11 protein-coding genes are annotated in these 19,111 nt (G+C 43.3%); 8 read left to right on the top strand and 3 right to left on the bottom strand.

The features are described from left to right. From RDQ32_RS07790 to RDQ32_RS07765, 6 genes are all read left to right on the top strand, one after another. Window positions 1-1,010, top strand: a 1,010-nt coding sequence (locus RDQ32_RS07790; RefSeq protein WP_308579851.1) for a dihydroxy-acid dehydratase, incomplete at its 5' end; no start/stop codon positions are given. Window positions 1,011-1,529: 519 nt separating this feature from the next. Further along, window positions 1,530-4,040, top strand: coding sequence for a bifunctional diguanylate cyclase/phosphodiesterase (locus RDQ32_RS07785; protein ID WP_308579849.1), 2,511 nt, complete (start codon window positions 1,530-1,532; stop codon window positions 4,038-4,040). Between the two features lie 15 nt (window positions 4,041-4,055). Beyond that, the gene (locus tag RDQ32_RS07780; protein WP_308579847.1) at window positions 4,056-4,508 is read left to right on the top strand and encodes a YhcH/YjgK/YiaL family protein; all 453 of its coding nucleotides are present in this window, start codon (window positions 4,056-4,058) and stop codon (window positions 4,506-4,508) included. A gap of 327 nt (window positions 4,509-4,835) precedes the next feature. Continuing rightward, entirely contained in the window at window positions 4,836-7,271 is a 2,436-nt protein-coding gene (locus RDQ32_RS07775) for a Cna B-type domain-containing protein (protein WP_308579845.1), read from the top strand. Between the two features lie 229 nt (window positions 7,272-7,500). Beyond that, on the top strand, window positions 7,501-9,987 hold the full coding sequence (locus RDQ32_RS07770; RefSeq protein ID WP_308579843.1) for a Cna B-type domain-containing protein: 2,487 nt from the start codon (window positions 7,501-7,503) through the stop codon (window positions 9,985-9,987). A 484-nt stretch (window positions 9,988-10,471) separates the two neighbouring features. Then, complete coding sequence (locus RDQ32_RS07765; protein WP_308579841.1) at window positions 10,472-12,082, top strand: potassium/proton antiporter; 1,611 nt, start codon at window positions 10,472-10,474, stop codon at window positions 12,080-12,082. Window positions 12,083-12,139: 57 nt separating this feature from the next. Here RDQ32_RS07765 and RDQ32_RS07760 read toward each other — a convergent pair whose 3' ends face one another. Both RDQ32_RS07760 and RDQ32_RS07755 read right to left on the bottom strand, forming a co-directional pair. Continuing rightward, entirely contained in the window at window positions 12,140-12,859 is a 720-nt protein-coding gene (locus RDQ32_RS07760; RefSeq protein ID WP_308579839.1) for a pseudouridine synthase, read from the bottom strand. A gap of 114 nt (window positions 12,860-12,973) precedes the next feature. Next, the gene (locus RDQ32_RS07755; protein ID WP_308579837.1) at window positions 12,974-14,119 is read right to left on the bottom strand and encodes a DUF4317 domain-containing protein; all 1,146 of its coding nucleotides are present in this window, start codon (window positions 14,117-14,119) and stop codon (window positions 12,974-12,976) included. 143 nt (window positions 14,120-14,262) lie between these two features. Between RDQ32_RS07755 and RDQ32_RS07750 the strand changes: the two genes are divergently transcribed. Together RDQ32_RS07750 and RDQ32_RS07745 are read left to right on the top strand one after the other, a co-directional pair. Then, complete coding sequence (locus RDQ32_RS07750; protein WP_308579835.1) at window positions 14,263-15,708, top strand: polysaccharide deacetylase family protein; 1,446 nt, start codon at window positions 14,263-14,265, stop codon at window positions 15,706-15,708. Between the two features lie 176 nt (window positions 15,709-15,884). Continuing rightward, complete coding sequence (locus RDQ32_RS07745) at window positions 15,885-17,537, top strand: tetratricopeptide repeat-containing diguanylate cyclase (RefSeq protein WP_183681750.1); 1,653 nt, start codon at window positions 15,885-15,887, stop codon at window positions 17,535-17,537. A gap of 345 nt (window positions 17,538-17,882) precedes the next feature. On the opposite strand, the gene mnmA is transcribed toward RDQ32_RS07745, so the two are convergent. Beyond that, a complete protein-coding gene (mnmA, locus tag RDQ32_RS07740) occupies window positions 17,883-18,971 on the bottom strand; it encodes a tRNA 2-thiouridine(34) synthase MnmA (protein WP_308579833.1) in 1,089 nt (362 codons plus the stop codon). Window positions 18,972-19,111 lie beyond the last annotated feature (140 nt).

The raw sequence follows: 19,111 nt of genomic DNA, 5'->3' as shown, positions 1-19,111 counted from the left end.
CTCGTATTCGTTTGGCAAAGATGGCGGGCTATGCTATCATGGATATGATTGAGAAAAATATTCGCCCCAGAAGCATTATGACAGAAGCCGCATTCCGAAATGCGCTTACGGTAGATATGGCTTTGGGATGCTCCACCAACACCATGCTTCATCTTCCTGCCATTGCTCACGAGTGCGGCATTGAGTTGAAGGTGGAAAATGCCAACGAAATTTCCGCAAAGACTCCGAACCTTTGTCATTTGGCTCCTGCAGGCTATGCCTATATGGAGGATTTAAACGAGGCCGGTGGTGTGTATGCGGTGATGAAGGAGCTGTCCAAGAAGAATCTTTTGAACCTTTCCGGCATTACCGTTACCGGAAAGACCATGGAGGAAAATATCGCCCATGCCAGAAATAAGGATGAGGAGATTATTCGTCCTATTGATAAGCCCTTTATGCCTATTGGAGGCATTGCAGTGCTGAAGGGAAATCTGGCTCCGGATACCGGGGTGGTAAAGCGTTCCGCAGTGGCTCCGGAAATGATGGTGCATGAGGGACCTGCCAGAGTATTTGACTGCGAAGAAGATGCGATTGCTGCTATCAAGGGAGGAAAGATTAATCCTGGAGATGTGGTGGTCATCCGCTACGAAGGTCCTAAGGGCGGACCCGGAATGAGAGAGATGCTGAATCCTACCTCAGCCATTGTGGGTATGGGCTTAGGAAGCACGGTGGCCCTTATTACAGACGGTCGTTTCTCCGGTGCTTCCCGTGGCGCTGCTATCGGACACGTTTCTCCCGAGGCGGCAGTAGGCGGACCTATCGCGTTGATTGAAGAAGGGGACATTATTTCCATCGATATTCCAAACTACAGCTTAAATGTAAAGCTTAGTGATGAGGAGCTGGAGAAGAGAAGAAAAGCTTGGAAGCCGAAGAAGAGACCGGATCTGGATGGATATCTGGTTCGTTACCGTGCACTGGTTACCAGCGGAAACCGCGGAGCGATTTTAGAGCTTCCAAAGGACTGGGAATAAAGAGATAAGCGAATCTATTGCAAAGAATTGTGAATAAAGAGATGAGTGAATCTATTACAAAGAATTGGGAATAAAGAGATGAGCGAATCTATTACAAAGAATAAAAATAGAGCGGAAGAGAGATGGATGTATAGCTTCCTGTGAGGAATAGAAGCATAGAAAACAAATAAGTTTTAAGGAATTCACTAAAAATTGTATTTTATAAATACGATTCCTCTAAATTTCCTTTCCATGGATTGTAATATTGAAAATATTGAGTAAAATAAGCAGGGTTTGCCTTTTCTCTAAGGTAAACCCTATTTCTTTCCTTTTTTTGGTGGCATATACTAAAAAATTGCATGAAAGAATAAATAGTATTTGCTGAAAATCAAAAAGTTTTTTATGGAGATTTCCTAAAAAATCAAATAAATAGGAAGTATTATAGATTTTACGTAGCCAGAGGAATCATTTTACGTTAGAATAATGAGATTAAGAATTTTGTAAGGAAACGATAAGCCTGTAAGGAGGACCGCGGCACAGATGGGAGATAAGGAACGAAATAAAATTATTCGTTTTGCTTTGCTTTTGGCAAGCTTTCTTTGTCTGCTTCTTTTTGTGTTCTTAACTTTTTTTGCATGGCAGAATTTTTTTAGTCAGAAGCCGAAGGAATGGAAGGAATGGAAGGAGAGCGATGAGAGCTATATGCTCCCGGAGAAAAAGAATATTCTTTTTCTGAGCTCCTATGATACTTCTTCTCCGCTTTTTGCCAGTGAGCTGGAGGGAATGGAATCCATCATTAATCAATCCAATATTCACCTGGATACCATCAACATGGATTTCCAGCACTTTGGACATGATAAGGATATCGAGGCGATTTATACCTTTGTACAAACCCGTTTGGAGAATAGAGAAAAGCCCTATGACGGGGTTTTGGTGGGAGACGATCGGGCTCTGGATTTTGTTCTGGAAAAGCAGGAGGAGCTTTTTCCGGATATCCCCATCATTTTCTTCAGCATCAGCAATCAGGAACTGGCAAAGAATGCGGCTAAAAATCCCAAGATTTCAGGATATTACAGTCCTTCCTTTTTAAAAGATACTTTAAGCTTGGCTGCTTCCCTGCAAATGGGAGCGGACACCATTATGGTGCTTTATGACAATACCTATTGGGGAAATCAAGCTAAGGAAGAGTTTTTCTCCCTGCAAAGAAGCTTTTCTTCCTATCGTTTTGCCGGCCTTAATTTTTCGCAGATGAAAAAAGAGGAGTTTCTGGAAGAGATTGAGAAGCTGGATGAAAAGAGTATTGTGCTTTACATTTCTACCACATTGGATGAGGACGGCAATTACTACCCCGGCAATCAGGCTAGGAAAATGATTTTGTCCAGAGCCAATGTTCCGGTGTATAGCTATGCTATGTTGGATAATGTAAGGGGATTTTTGGCCGGAAGAGCACCGGACATAAAACAAATGGCCAAGGATGCCAGCCTTTTGATGATGGATGTGTTATCAGGCAAGAAGGATGTGGAGAAAACCTCAGCGGAAGAAGATAGCCCGGGAAAGCTTGTGGTGGATAATCGAGTTCTTAGTGCTTACCATCTTTCCAAAGCACGGCTTCCGAAGAACGTTGTCTTGGAAGATACGCCTCAGCAATGGATTATGCGCTATGCCCGCTTTTTATTTATCGCCGCCTTTCCTTTGCTGGCGGTATGCATGATTGCCGTTTACTTCATCATGAGCCGTTTGCACAGTAAGAAGGTTCTGCAGGAATTGGAAGAGAAAAATGAGAGTCTTTTGCTGGCAAAGGATGATTTGGAGCATAAATTAAGCTATGATTTACTGACGGAGCTTTTGAACCGGCAGACCGCATTGGCAAGGCTTACAGATTATATTGGAGACAGCAAAGATTACTCCTGTGTTTTAGTGGACATTGATAATTTAAAAGAGTTAAATGAATCCAGAGGCTATGATACGGGAGACTTATATCTGGTGGCTGTGGCCAATCGACTTCGTCGCTTTGAAAAGGATCATGGCGTCATTCTTTCCCGTTACGGTGGAGATGAGTTTATGATTATTTTCCCCAGAAAATGTTTGCAGGAGGATTCTCCGGAGCTGGCGGAAATCCTTTCCATCTTCCGAAGGGCAATTACCGTAGGAGAAGAAACGGTATATATGAATGCTTCGGGAGGAGTGGCCTCTTCCATAGGTGGGGAAAGTCCTCGGACGATTGTAATGTATGCCGGGCTGGCCATGAGCTTTGCAAAACGGAAGGGAAAAAACCGTTTGGTATTCTATAGTGAGGAGCTTCGATACAAAAAAGAAAAAATCAGTCAAATTTTAAAGATTGTGGAGAATGCCATTCAGGAGAATTCCTTCTATATGGTATATCAGCCCCAGGTGGACTGTAAGACCAGAAAAGTAGTAGGCTTTGAATCCCTTATGCGTATTCGAAATGAGGATTGCTCTCCGGATCAGTTTATTCCTGTGGCGGAAAGCTATGGCTATATTGCCAAGCTGGGAAAGATTGCGGTGGAACAGGTTATAAGACAGCTGGCCAAGTGGAAGGAAGAGGGCCATGCTCTTTGCCCAATCTCCATTAACTTCAGCAGTTATCAGATTTATGATGATGACTTTGTGGAATATCTTTTTTACCAGCTGGATCGTTATGAAATTCCTCATGAATACGTGGTTTTGGAAATCACAGAGGGAATTCTTTTCGAGGAGAGCAAGCAAACCAAGAAAATCTTTAATCGTCTGGTGGAAGCCGGAATACAACTGCATTTGGATGACTTCGGAACCGGCTACAGCAGCTTTAGTTATCTGCCCTATATTCCCTTGAATACGGTGAAAATGGATAAGTCCTTAATCGATCATTTCCTGCCGAACAATGGAGACGTTATTCGAAACTTGATTGACATTGTTCATGACTTGGGAAAGGTTGTCATCGTAGAAGGTGTGGAGGATGAATGGCAGTACGAAAAACTCCTGGAGTATCAATGTGATATTATTCAAGGCTATCTTTTTGGCGGGCCTTTGCAGGCGGGAGAAATTCCTTAAGGAGGAAAATAGAAAATGGTATTTCAGAATTTAAAAAATCATGACAAGTACGATTTATCCAATGAACGATTTCAAGCGGCGTTTCAGTTTTTAAAAAGAGAAGATTTGGGGCAACTGGAGGACGGAAACTATCCTATATTGGGAGATGAGGTCTTCGCCATGGTGCAAAGCTTTGAAACGGCATTGGAGAAAGACCGGCGTTTTGAAGCCCATGACATTTACTTTGATATCCAGAATCTCCTGGAAGGAGAGGAAAGAATCGATGTGCTAGCCCGTTCCTCCTGTGAGATTACAGAGAATCCGGAGGGGAAGGATATCTGCTTTTTAGAGCCGAAGGGGGCATATTCTCAAATGCTTTTAAAAGCAGGGGATTATCTCATCCTTTCTCCGGAAGAGGCTCACAGACCTGCTGTTGCGGTACACAATCCAATGTCATGCAGGAAAGTTGTTGTTAAGGTAAAGCTGTAATTCTTTTTGAAATAAAAAAAGAAGAAATAGAAACTAAATTCTAAAAAAAATATAAATTAAATTCTTCCTAAAGTAAGAGGAATGTGAGAAAAATGTTCATTTTCAGAAAGGAAAGAAGCATAAAAGGATAAAAAAGAAGTGCAAAAAACTTAAGAATGAAAAATCCAATCTTCTTTATACAGTTTTTTCTTTTTTCGTCCGGTTACAGCAGAAAATTCCAAGAATCAAGCCTTGTCAGGATGTCTTGTTTTTTTGAAAAGCTGTGGTAGAATACATTAGCTATTGTTTAAGTATTAATTTTTAAATCATTATGAAGGAGTAGAAGACATGAAGCGTAAAAGAAAGCTGTTAGCGATCTTGATGGCCGTGGCTATGGCTTGGCAGGGAGTATCCTTTGCAAATGCAGATGAGCTTACTTCCCCGGCATCCCCAAGTACGGTGACAAGCGGTACGGAAACCGGCAGTCAGGGCAGCCCCTCGGAAGAAGATATCCGAGCTGAACAGGCGAAACAGGAAGCAGCAAGACAGGCCGCTGCCAGTGCAATTAATGCAACCACCGGTAAAGCTATCAACGTAAACGCTAATGCCGTTTATGTGAATAAGGATAACTCTGCAGCATATAATAACGAAGGAATTGATAACTATGCGCAGTTCGGTGTGAGCGTAGATTTTACCGTACCGGAGGGACAGAGTCCAAAGGCGGGAGATACGACAACCTTCCAGTTGTCCGATTCTTTAAAGATTCAGAAATCCGATAACTTTGAGGTTAAGGACGGGGATCAGCTTGTAGCCAACGCAAGCATTGATGCGGCAAACAGAACTGTTACCTTGACTTATACGAATTATGTAGAGCAGAGAAGTGATATCAAAGGAAAGTTCTGGATTTCTCTTCAGGTTAATTCCGATAAGGAGACAGAAGCCAAGCAGCTTAGCACTTCTATCAAGGTTAACAACACATCAAACTTGGCGATTGCCGGTTCCATCAACTATACTGGTATTGCCAAGGATGGTGACTTTGAATTGGTTAAGGATTCTTGGAGCAACTTCGTAGAGGAAACAGATGCCTCCGGAAACAAAGTTTATCTGATTCGTTATCGTATTTTGGTAAATGTTGGTGCAAGAACCAATATTACTTTGAAGGACACTTTGGGAGAGGGAGCATTTTCCTACTACAACAGTGATGCCCATCCCGTATCCATTCGTAAGGGTGTCTGGCAAAGAGGAGAGAATGTCAATGGAAACTGGGTTGCTAATGAAGTAAATGGTAAGAATTGGGATATCCGTAATTCTCAGAAGACAGGACCTGCTACTCAGAATACAGATCTGGAGGCACAGTATAAAGCTGCTGTAGGCAAGAAGAGCTTTACCTTAAATCTTGGAAATACAACTGCCAATGAAGGCTTTGAGATTGTTTACTTTGCTAAGATAGACGGGCAACCGGTGTCAGGTTTTCCTTATAAAAATGCCATAGAGTTAAACTCTGACGGAAACGGCGGAAGCCCCTTGAAGCGAGATTGGTACCTTAAGGTTCAAAAATCCGGTGGTGAAGCTTCCGGTTCTACCTACAGCATTAAGCTAAAGAAGGTAGATGAAGCGAAAAAAGCTTTGGCCGGTGCGGTATTCAGTGTCAGCAACAGTGAGGGAGCTGAGGTGGGTAAATTAACCACTGATGCAAACGGAGAAGCTATTCTTTCCGGCTTGTTAAGAGGAGACTATACCGTTAAGGAGATTCAGGCTCCTGCAGGATATATTTTATCCGATGACAGCTATAGTGTAAAAGCGGATATGTTCGATGTGGCTAAGGTTGCAAGCCTTACCGTTGTAAACAATAAGGCGGAAGCAAAGAGAAATCTCTATGTGACCAAGAAGTGGGTAGATGCAGGAGATAAGGCACAAAGCAGACCGAAGCAGGTAACTGTTGAGCTCCTTCGTAACGGAGAGGTTATCGGCGTAACGCAGGAGTTAAGCCAGGCAAATGCTTGGAAGACTTCCTTCTCCGACCTTCCAAAGTATGACGAAAACAGTAAGGCTTACAGCTATACCATTCGTGAAAAAGCAGTGGAGGGATATGCTCCGGCTATTTCCGGAACACAGGAGCTTGGCTTTACCTTAACCAATACCATCAGCAATAAGATTTCCATTCCTGTTACCAAGGTATGGAGCGGAAAGGGAGATCATCCCTCATCCGTAACCGTTCGTCTCTTAGCAGACGGAAAGGAAATTGCTAAGCAGGATCTTTACGCCAACAATAACTGGCAGTACACCTTTACCAATCTGGAGAGAAGCAAGAATGGTAAGGAGATTCAATATACCGTTACAGAGGATGCGGTAGCAGGCTATACCACCAAGATTAGCGGAGATGCTGCTACAGGCTATCTCAATGTAATTACCAATACTAAAGTTAGCCAGGATCCTAACGCTCCGGGTAATAAGGGCGGAGGAAACGGTGGCGGAAATGGCGGCGGAACTCCAAGCAGAAGCAATAACCGTGGAGGAAGTAATAAACCCAATACTCCCGGATCTGTATTGGATGCTTCCAGAGAGCCGGGCGGCAGCCAGGATAAGGCTCAGGGCAAGAACGGTTCCGTATTAAACGCCAGCAGAAACAAGAAGGCTGACGGTTCCGTATTGGATGCATCTCGTTCCACATCTACCGGCGACAACAGCAGAGCCCTTCAGTATCTTGCATTATTTGCAACTACCGGAGTAGGACTTTTCGCTTGGGTACTGGCCGAGAAGAAAAGAAAGAAAGCTGATAAGTAAAACGCAGTTTTCGCCCCATGAAAATGGCAGGAAGCATAAGTACTATGCAGGAAGCATAAAGGAAAAACCGTCTAAGATTTCTTAGGCGGTTTTTTCATATAGCAAATAATTATTTAAAATCGCTGTATTAATTCTTTAAAAAAACTTATTTTTTCACCTTGAAATTTTAAGAAAATATGCTAGAATAGCGAGTGACGCTAAAATTAAGTATTTTTTAAGGAGAAGAAATATGAAAGCTAAGAGACAGATTTTGTCCCTTTTGCTGGTTCTTTTAATGGTATGGCAGGGATTTTCCTATGCCAATGCCGAAACCGGTACTAGCGGGGGAACAACTGTAGTGGCAAGCGGAAGTACAGGGACTGGTACAGAAGCTTCAGTAGCAAGCAGCAGCACAATTTCCGGAGCCGGCACCGGAAGCACAAGCGGAAAGGCAATTGAAAATGCTTTATCCGATGTAGAACTGTTTGTAGACGGAAAGGCTCTGAAGGAGGGTAGCAGTTTTGCCAACTATCAGAGTATGCAATTTAAAGCCACCATCAAAGTTCAGGGCTTAAGTATTCAGGAGGGAGACTATATCTCTATTCAGCTTCCCAAAGAATTAAAGTCCTCCGACTTGAGCTTTAATATTCCGGGAGATAACGGAAAGATTCTGGCTAAGGGAGAGTATAATCAGGCGACCAAGGAAATGCGCATTGTGTTTACCAAGGACGCTGAACATTACAGCGGTACGGACGGTAGTGTATTTTTTAATACGGAAATCGACAAGGAAGTCGTAAAAGCCGATACCAAAACTCCACTGGAACTTAAGGTAAACGGAAAGACCGTAATTAATTACAATGTGGGCTACCAGATTATCGGTAAGGAAAATCCTGTCAGCTTTTGGAAGAGTCGTGACAGAAAGCTGGTTGAACTGGTAGACCAGGACGGAAATACCCATTACTTGATTCATTACACGGTTTCCCTTGATGCTCGACATATCGAGAAGGTACAGGGGGCTACGGATTATGAGAATGTTGTTTTCACCGATACCCTGCAAAGTGATGCGCTTAGCTATTTTGATGTAAAGCATCATTTTACGGATGCAAATCTTAAGCAGTCCGATATTGACACTTATGCTCCTATCTTAAGAACGGGAATCTGGCGTTCCGGACAGTGGCAGAACGGTGTTTGGGTAAGTGCTCCGGATGATACGGATGCGAATCGGGGTCCATTCTGGAGTCTTCGTGACAAGCAGAATAATACAGCAGAATCCTCCAAAGACTTTTTTACTCCGAAGTATTCTGCGGATGGACGAAGCTTTACCTATACTATCGGAAAGCTGAATCCGGATGACGGCTTCTTCTTCAGCTATTATGTTGAGATTAATGAAGCATTTAAAAATGGCACTATTTATAAAAATCAGGCAAAGCTTACCGGTGACGGAATTGTCAGCAGAGAGCAGATTAGAGATTTTGAAGTTAGCGAAGCCGGCGGTTTCTTAAACGGAAAAACCTTCAGCCTTCAGGTTAAGAAAGTTGGAGATGACGGGGAAGCTCTGCAGGGCGCTAAGTTTACTTTAGTTAATCCTAAGACTAAATATACCAAGACCATTGTGACCGATGAGAACGGTATTGCGAAGTTGGATAATGTTTTCAAAGCCGACTATGTATTGACCGAGGTGGAGGCTCCGGAAGGCTACGAGTTGGATTCCACACCTCGCACCATCAGCAAAGAGGATTTTGAGAATTCCATTGCAAAGGGTGCTACCGTGGAAGTGGAAATGCTGAATAAGAAGAAGGAAATTCTTGCCAAGAAAACCAATCTTTCTGTAAAGAAGGAATGGGTATTGGATCCGGCTCTTGCGACCAATAAGCCTGAAAAGGTAGTGGTATCCGTTTTAAAGAACGGTGTGAAGGATGAGAATCTTACAGTAGAGTTATCAGCAGCCAACGGCTGGAAGGCAAGCTTCTCCAATCTTCCCAAGCAGGATGCCAATGGAAAGGAAATTGTTTATACGGTTTCCGAAGAGGAAGTAGCAGGCTTTAAGGCGGCTATTTCCGGATCGGAAAAGACAGGATTCACCATCAGCAACTATAACGGTTCCAGAGTGGTAATTCCTGTGACCAAGATTTGGCAGGGTAAGGGTCCACACCCCGACCATTTGAACGTACAGCTTTTTGCTAACGGAGAGAAGGTAGCTACTTATACCTTGAACAAGGCTAACGGTTGGCAGCACAGCTTTGATATGCCAAAGCTTGATGCAAACGGTAAAGAAATCCGTTATACCGTTACTGAGGATAGCGTTGCCGGCTATACAGCAACAACACAGAGCAATCCTGCTACCGGCTATGTCAATGTATTTGTAAATAAGAAAAATGACGATACTCCTACCCCCAATGGTGGAGGTGGCAGAAATGGTGGCGGCGGAAACGGCGGAGGAAACTCCCCCAGCCCAAGTCCTTCACAGCCAAATCCAAGAGGTGGAGATGTATTGAATGCGAACCGTACACCTGCAGGAAATCCGGATGTAATCACTGCGGATGGAGCTGTACTTGGTGCAGAGAGAAATGCACAGCAGAATGCTGAGCCGGGTGCTGTTCTGGGCGCTGATCGTGGACAGACCAAAACCGGAGACAGCAGTGCAATGCTTCTGTACTTTGCACTCTTTAGCTTAACCGGACTGGGCTTTGCTACAGCGCTGGTTTACGGCAAAAAGAGAAAGACCGTGAAGAGATAATATAAAATTATTTAAGAAGGGTCTGTAAAAAATCAAATAATTCCTCTATGCAATATAGGTCTGAAACGGGGTACGCTCTCGCTAACTTCGCCTCGTAGCGGATACTAAGCGAAAAACAGAAGAACTTCTGTTTTTCGCAAGTACCGACGGGCTCAGATTACCCCTAATTCACACCTATATTGCATTAAGACGGTTTATATTTTGATTTTTTGCAGACCCTTTTTTTTTGTGCTCTACTACGGCTTTCTCTTTTTACCCTGCAACGTACTTTGTGATTCCGCTCTATGCGCTTTGTTAAAAACATGTTAAAATAGCATTTCAACGATTTTGTGTTTTATCAATGATAGAAAGATATTAAAGGTCAGATAGTAATTTCATAAATAGATGACAATTAAAGGAATCAATAGTACTTTAAATAATGAAACAATATTTTAAAAATCAAGATAGTAATTAAAAAAGAGTAGATAGTAGGGGAGGTGTGGTTATGGAAGGGAATCTGAATCAAATGCTATTGATGTGGGGAATCGTCATTTTCTTCAGTGTGTTTTTGAAAAAGCTCTCTGTAAGAATGGGCCTTCCCATGCTTTTGGCCTTCCTTTTTTTAGGCATCGTCTTCGGTAGTGACGGTGTTTTTAAGATTCCCTTTGAAAACTATTCTTTGGCTGAAAATATTTGCAGCTTCGGTTTGATATTCATTATGTTCTCCGGAGGTTTTGGAACCAGCTGGAAAGAGGCAAAGCATGTTTCCAAGGAAGCGGTAGTCTTATCCACTTTGGGCGTAGTACTAACGGCGGTGGTTGTAGGGCTTTTCTGTATGTTAGCGTTTAACTTAAGCTTTTCCTGGGGGCTATTGCTGGGGTCCGTAATAGGCTCTACCGATGCGGCCTCCGTCTTTTCCATTCTCCGTTCCCGAAAACTGAATTTAAAGGATAGAACAGCCTCCTTACTGGAGTTTGAATCCGGAAGTAACGATCCCATGTCCTATATGATGACCTTGATATCCATGCTGATGATTCAAGGGGACTTATCCTTCGGACAGATGCTTGGTATGCTTTTTGCTCAGGTTTTCTGGGGATTATCGGTGGGCTTTGTGGTAGCGCTCCTTACCCAGTATCTAATGAGAAAGGTAGATGTTTCCGGAGATGGCTTCGACTTTGTTTTTGTATTGGGTTCGGCAGTGACTGCGTATTCTCTTTCCTCCGTACTGGGGGGGAACGGTTATCTTTCTGTTTATCTTACCGGGATTATTCTGGGAAATGGAAAAATCAAAGAAAAGAAGGAGATGGTGTCCTTCTTTGACGGCTTAACGGGACTGATGCAGTTAGTGATTTTCTTCTTACTGGGGCTGCTATCCCAGCCCTCGGAGCTTCCCCATGTGGCGTTTCAGGGATTGATTATTTTCTTCTTCCTGACTTTTATTGCCAGACCTCTTTCCGTATTCCTGCTTATGAGATTCTTCCCCTCCTCCAAAAACCGGAATTTCCTTATTTCCTTTGCGGGACTTCGAGGAGCGGCTTCCATTGTATTTGCAATTTTAGCGGTGGAAAGCTTGGGAAGCGGAGACTTTCTGTTCCATCTGGTGTTTTTTATCGTGATTTTATCGATTCTCTTCCAGGGAAGCTTTTTACCGAAAATGGCAGGACGCCTGGATATGATTGACGACCAAAGCGATGTTATGAAGACCTTTACGGACTATACCGAGCAAAAGCCGGTGCAGTTTATTGAGTTTATCATTCCTGAAGGGCATCATTGGGCGGGGCAGTTGATTAAGGATATAATTACGCCGCCGGATACTCCTATCATTTTGGTGGAAAGAAACGGAGAGAAAAAATTACCCGGGGGAGATACGAAGATACAAGTGGGAGACCGGGTGGTTATCGGTTCTGCCAAGTCTACCATGGCCTCGGATTTGGATATCGTTGAGATGGAGGTAGACAGGGACAGTGTTTATGCCAATAAAACCATTGCGGAAATCCCAAAAGATGAGATGGCCAGAGTGCTTTTGATTGAAAGAGGCAAGGAAATCGTGATTCCTAAGGGGAACACTAGCATTGCAGTAGGAGATATTCTGGTGCTCTACAGATTGAATGAATAATAGACTTTAAAAGCAGTTCTTCTCAAATGAGCCTAAAAACAGTTCTGAATAATAGGTCTAAAAACAGTTCTTCAGTGCCTGTACTTCTTCCTCCTGAAGCTTACGGTATTCCCCGGGGGCAAGTGCAGGATCTAAATGCAGAGGTCCCATGGAAAGTCTTTGGAGCTTTGAAACCACATAATCCGGAGACAGGGCCAGAAACATTTTTTTGATTTGATGGAATTTTCCTTCCATAATAATGACTTCCACGCGGCTCCCTTCGTCAGTGGAAGACAGGCAGCGGGCTTTTGCAGGCATGGCAATTAAATCCGTATCGTATTGGATGCCTTGTCTTAAGCGATCCAATTCCTCTTCGGAGATTTTGCCGGGGATTTCCACCAAATATTTTTTCTCGATATGCATTTTCGGAGAAAGCAGTTTATGGGCTAAGGTGCCGTCATTCATAATCAAAAGAAGCCCTTCGCTGTCCTTATCCAGGCGTCCTACGGGAAAGAGGTCTTTTCTGTGTTTATCGGAAAAGAGATCCAGAACGGTTTTTTGTTTTCTATCCTCAGTGGAGGAAAGCACTCCCACAGGCTTATTCATCATGTAATAGGATAACTCTTCATAATGAATAGGCTCGTCTTTATATATAATCTCGGAATCTCCGGGCTGAACCTCCATGCTTGGATCCTTCACAATCTCACCGTTAATGCTGACCAAGCCCTTTCGAATTTCCCGTTTTAATACGGAACGGCTCTCTACCCCCATGTCTGAAAGATATTTATCCAGTCTCAACTTTGTCTCCCATCCGGAAGGAGAAATGCTCCTAAAAATTCTCCTTCCCTTTTTTATTCATCGTTCTTTCTTTTATTCTTAACAAGTGGCGCAGGCGAACCTGAGACATCTCGTTTATTGCTCTTCCTTTTCCGCAAGTCGTCTTCGTATGGAAATGCCGTTGCATTCCAGATTGTCGGAAATAGGTAGCAAGAGATATTCTTTTCCGTCAATGATTCTACTTTCCAAAATTGCGGAAACTTCATTTTTAATCCTTAAATGCACATTGTCCGAATCCAAACGAAGGGTGGAATCTGCCAGGTTTTCCAGAAACAGACTCTCGTTTTTTTCTCCCAGTTCTTCATCATACAGGGATGAGAAGTTCAGCAACTGTTCTTCTGTGGCTCCGGCCTTCTCCAAAAGTGCCTTTACCTGGTTCTTTGGAAGGCTTTGTTCCCGCTCTTCTTCATTTTCCTTATTCTGTAATTCGGCAAGCTCTTCTTGAAGAAGCCGAACGTTTTCAAAGGTGCAGTCCTCCTGCAAAATTTCTTCTACCAGCTTGGAAAAACAATTCTTTTGCTGCTTTTCTCCCATGGGAAGGGGAGTGCCGAAGAGGCTTTCAGGAACTGCGTCCAGACTATCCTCTCTTTTTTTGCAGCGATACAATAATTCATGAATATCACTGTTTCGATCATGAAAGGCGGGATAGAGGAAGGAAATCTCCGGCTTTTGAACAACGAAGTCTTCGGAACGGCTGATAAAGGAATCACTCTGCTGATCAAAGCAAAGACCTTCCTTCAGAAGACTCACCGGACAAAGAGCGAAAAGGAGGAAGGAATAAACATTTTCCGAAGCATCCTCCAGGACTAAACCGTCGGTGGTCTTTTTCGGTACGTCATAAACCCCGTGGGCCAGAAGCAGAAGATGCTTTCCGGGAACAGGATAGTCCTTTCGAATCTTTTCAAAAAAAGCATCATAAAGAGCCTCCTCCTTCAGCTCGGACTGCAAAAGCTGATAGAGCTCCTGTTGCTTTCCCCCTTCCTTTTCTTCCTCGAGAGGGAAAGCCAGGGTATAGAGATTTCTTCCAAGCTTACCGGAAAGAGACTGCTTAAAAAGCTCGCAATATTTAAACAATTCCTTATCCTCCAAAGCATAGAAGGAGTCGGAGAAACGAGAAATAACTTCTCCCTCTTCATTTACAAAGCAACTAACCATACGGTCAATACGACAATCTTCTTTTTTGAAACACTTTTTAACTTCCGTAATTCCTTTTTTATCCATGCTATACTCCTTTTTCTTCTCGGCTAGTATTCTAATAAAAATGCTTCGGATTAACAAGTCTTAAAAAACTCTTCCTTTTTTTTTTTGAAAAAACTGTGGTATAGTAAGAAGGAAATGGCAGAACTAAAAAAGAAGGGTTAATCATGGCGGACAAGAGAAATATAGACAGCGGAGAGAGAAAATTTCGTAATCGAAGCGATAAATATAGAGCAGAACGACAGAGCAAGCTTAACAGCAGTGCAAAGAGAAGGAGCAGCAGCGGTAATAGGATTCCTCGAAGTTTGACGGAAGAGGAGAGACGGGAATATAGAAGAAGAAAGGCAAGAATCAAGAAGAGAAGAGAAGCGGTAAGAAATGTTCGGATACTTTTCGCTTGTGTAGCCTTGGTGTTTATGTTCCTGGTGTTTAAGGCCTTTGCCGGAATTGTACATTTTATTGAGAAGAGCAGAACGGAGCAAAAAGGAGCTATTGAGACGGTAGCGGAAAGCTCCATTGCAGAGGATCTTTCGGAAGAAAGCGGAGAAGGGCAGGAAAGTGCTTCGGAAACCGCAGAAAGTGCCAGTGAAGACAATGGTCTTGTGCTATCCGGCGGACGATATATCGACCCTAGCAAACCCATGGTGGCTTTGACCTTTGATGACGGACCGGATGTGCAGGTGGACAGCATTTTGATGGATGAGCTGGAGAAGGTGAATGGAAGATCTACCTTCTTTGTTGTGGGACAGCGAGTGGAAAAGTTTCCGGAGGATATTAAAAACACTGTGGAGCGTGGTCATGAGGTGGGAAATCACTCCTATGATCATGATATTCATTTGAGTAAAAAAGGTGTGGACTATATTCGAAATGAGTTCGATAAGACGGATCAGGCGGTTCAAAATGCTTCCGGCGTAGCTCCTGCATTGGTACGTCTTCCCGGGGGAAATTACACGGCAGACGTGAAAACGGCAGTAAGTAAACCTCTGATTTTCTGGTCTATTGATACGGAGGACTGGCGTTCTCGGGACGCGGAAAAAACCAAGCAGATTGTTTTGAGTCAGGTAAAGGACGGAGACATTGTGCTGATGCATGCTCTGTATCTGTCTACGGCTGAGGCCTGCAAGGCGATTATTCCGGAATTGACGGCCAGAGGATATCAGTTGGTTACCGTGTCGGAGATGATTCGCTTCCGAGGTCAGGATGTTGCCGGTGGAAACGGCATACAGTATAAGCATTTCCCCCCTGTGGTGACGGAAACACAGGCTGCAAGTACGGAAAGCACCGTTTCCGTAGTACAAAGCTCGGCAAGTACCCAAACAACTACCACTTCCGCTGCGAAGTCCGCTGAGTCAAAGGCGAAAAGTAGTACGGAGAGTACTAAGAGCAAGAAGAGTAGCAGTGAAAGCAGTTCTTCTACAAAGAAAAATAACACCAGCTCTACGAAGGAGAGCACAAAATCCACCAAGGAAAGTACGAAATCCACAAAGGAAAGTACAAGTGCTACGACTGCCCAGACAACGGCGGAAAGAAATCCCGCAACAGCAGCACCGGAAACTTCAGCCCTTGCTCCGGCAAATTTTAACGGAGCGATAGATGCGGAGGATCCCCATTAGGAAAGATTCAAGGCGATAATAATTATTTTAGAAAAACCCTCTTTTGTATAAGAGGGTTTTTTGTTATAATAGTTCGGTTATTATTCATAACGAGTATCGCTCGCAAAGCGTGCGATATCTCGTTTAAACGGTTGCTACGGTTGATGCTGAGGCAGCTCGTTCAAAAGGAAAAATTTATGGATTTTAGCGGATATGAAAAGGAAATACAAGATCTATCCCTACTAATAGAAAAACAGTATACCTTATTTGATGAGGGGATTTTTCACAGCTTAGGATACCTTCTTGGAATGGCGGAAAAATTAGATGATGAATCTTTGAAGGGCTATGTGTACTATCAGTTGGCTGATGCGTACTATAGCTTTCATTTTGACGTGGATCAAATGCAACTTTATCTTTCCAAAGCCATTAAATCCCAGCAGGAGGTACAGGATTTTTCTCTTTTGACCCGTTCCCATAATCTCTTGGGCATCACGGAGTTTTTGCGTGGAAACTTCGCTCTGGCTTTAGATTATTATATGACGGCCTTAAAGTATTATGAGCAGATGGAAGAAGCGGATAACAGCCTTAGCGGTATTGTGAAATCCAATATTGCCAGACTCTATTTCAGCTTAAATGACTATGATCATGGTCGCTATTATGCCGAAGAAGCCCTCTATGATATTAGTGGAACTACCGTAGACAGTGCGTATGTTTCCAATATGATGAGTATTTACATTTTCCTGGGAAATATCTATTTAAGCAGAAGTCGGGATGTGCAGGCGGCAAGAGCCTGTCTGGATTCCGTTCTAACCCTGGCAAAGAATTCTCCCTATACGGGAGAGCTGCTGTCCGGTATAGACATTTTAAGCTTTTCTATTCGTCTTGCTCATTACGAGGATAAAATATCGGAGCGGGATCTTTTGATTCGACGTTTTGTGGATCGGGCGGTAATGACGGCTCTTCGTACGCATATGATTGAGGATGTGTGCGATTTGGCGGATTTCTTTTTGGAAATTGATAAGCTTAAGGAATGTCATAAGGTTTTACATCTTCTGGAGGGAAAGCTTTTGGAAATCAATCTTCCGGAATTGCAGAAACGCTTTTTGGAATCCAAGCTTCGATATTTCGACAAGATTTCCGATGAGAAATCCAGAAACGAGTCTGCATATCACTACTATGAGATGGTGAAGCAGCAGGAGGTGGAAAAGGTCAATGCCTTTTTATTTGCCTTAAAGATTCGGAAGGATTTGGAGGATTTAAAGGAGCAGAATGCCTTTATGGAGGAGGAAAATGTTCGCCTCACCCAGAAAGCGGATCACGATGAATTGACCGGCCTTCCCAATCGTTATCATTTAAGCACCTTTGCGGATGCAGCCTTTGAGAGAGCATATAATTCCAGAACCCCTGTAGGCTTTGAAATGGTGGATTTGGACTATTTTAAGCAGTACAATGATCGCTACGGTCATCAGGCCGGGGATGAATGTCTTCGTCTGGTAGCAGGGGAAATCAAGAAGCTCTGTGCAAAGCATCCCGGCATCTATGCTGCCCGTTACGGCGGGGATGAATTTGTTCTGATTTATGAGAATATGCAGGATGAAGAGCTTCTGAGCTATGCCAAGGAATTGGGAGAATCGGTGAAAGCCTTGAACCTACAACATTCGGAAGAAGTGGGAGGGGGAGTTGTGACCATTTCCCAAGGAATCCGTAATTCCGTTCCCCTGAAAAAGAACAGGGTTTGGGACTATACCTTTGCGGCAGATACCGCCCTTTATAACGTAAAGGGAAAAGAGAGGGGAGGAATTCTGCTGATTCATAAGGCAAAGCTTTCGGATGAAGCTTTGTATGTATAAGTGATATGAGTATGCTTTCATGCATTGCTTTCATGCAGTATAGGTCTATACGGGGGCACGCTCTCGCTAACTTCGCCTCGTAATGGCACTAAGTAAAAAACTTCATGATATTCGTTTTTTACAAGTGCCAACGGGCTCAGATTACCCCCTTTCAGACCTATACTCATGAAAGCATAGAGATGCCTAATACTCTACTCTACTTAAAAAGTGTCACAGGAGATTTTCTGTGACACTTTTTTCGTTCTAGACTGTAATTTGCTAATATATATCAAAATCTTATTTTAATGCTACGTTCTATAGTCTTATTTTATTGCTATATTTCATAGCCTTATCGCATAGCTTTATCTATAGCTTTTTATACCCTTCTATAATTGTTCCGCCCCCGAGAACTAAGTCTCCGTCATAAAGCACCACGGCCTGACCTTTGGTTACGGCTCTTTCTTTTTCCGGAAAGCGTAGGAAGACGTTACCGTTTTCCCGGAGGGAGACGATGGCGGGAACCGCCTTGCCGTTATACCGGGTTTTGGCTTCCACGGCCATTTCTCCCTTCGGAGGAAGACTGATCCAGTTAAAATCATTGGCCAATAGGCCTTCAAAGTAAATCCCTTCTTTTTCAGAGAGAATCACTTGATTTTTTTCAATATTTTTTCCGGAAACATACATGGGCTTTTTCAAGGAAAGTCCCAGGCCCTTTCTTTGGCCGATGGTGTAACGGATAGTACCTCTATGCTCTCCCAGCTTTTTTCCGTTTTCATCCACAAAGTCTCCGCTTGGATAGGGCTTTCCCCGAAACTTTTCCAGAAAATCTCCGTAATCTCCATTGGTTACAAAGCAAATATCCTGAGAATCCGGTTTATCGGAATTGATAAAGCCGTATTTGTCCGCAATTTCTCGAACTTCCTCTTTAGAGGAATATTCTCCCAAGGGGAAGAGGGTATGGGCCAGCTGTTCCTGGCTTAAGAAATAGAGAACATAGCTTTGGTCCTTTTTCTCGTCTCTTGCCTTCTTCAATAAATATCGTCCGGTATTTTCGTCCTTTTCGATTCTGGCATAGTGACCGGTAACAATATAAGAGCAGGAGAGCTCCTCCGCCCTTTGGTATAGTTTATCGTGCTTCATAAAACGATTGCAACGGATACAGGGGTTGGGGGTTCCACCATTTTCATAGGTCTCCACAAAGGGAAGAATGACTTTCTTCTGAAAATCGTCTTTGAAATTCAAAACATAAAAGGGCATGGAAAGAGTAGAGGCCACTTGTCTTGCGTCCTCCACATCTTCTAGGGTACAACAGGTTCTGCTGCGGCAGACCTGTCCGGTTTCACTATCGTATAATTTCATGGTGATGCCGATACAATCATATCCTCTTTCCTGCATAAGCGCTGCGGCAACAGAACTGTCCACACCGCCACTCATGGCAATTAAGGCTTTTTCCATGCTGAACTCCTTTTGAAAAGTATTGTCTTTAGCTAGTGTAGCATAGGAGAAAATGCCTTGCAAAGGTGGGGGGAAGAGTTTATGAAAATTCAAAAATGAAAAAGTAAATTCTACTCATCTATTCCCCAGTAGATTTTACT

Origin of the sequence: uncultured Oribacterium sp., assembly GCF_902481605.1 — a bacterium.
Taxonomy (GTDB): Bacteria; Bacillota; Clostridia; order Lachnospirales; family Lachnospiraceae; genus Oribacterium; species Oribacterium sinus.
Note: the sequence above shows the minus strand (reverse complement) of the source record. Positions and strands in the feature narration are given on the sequence as shown.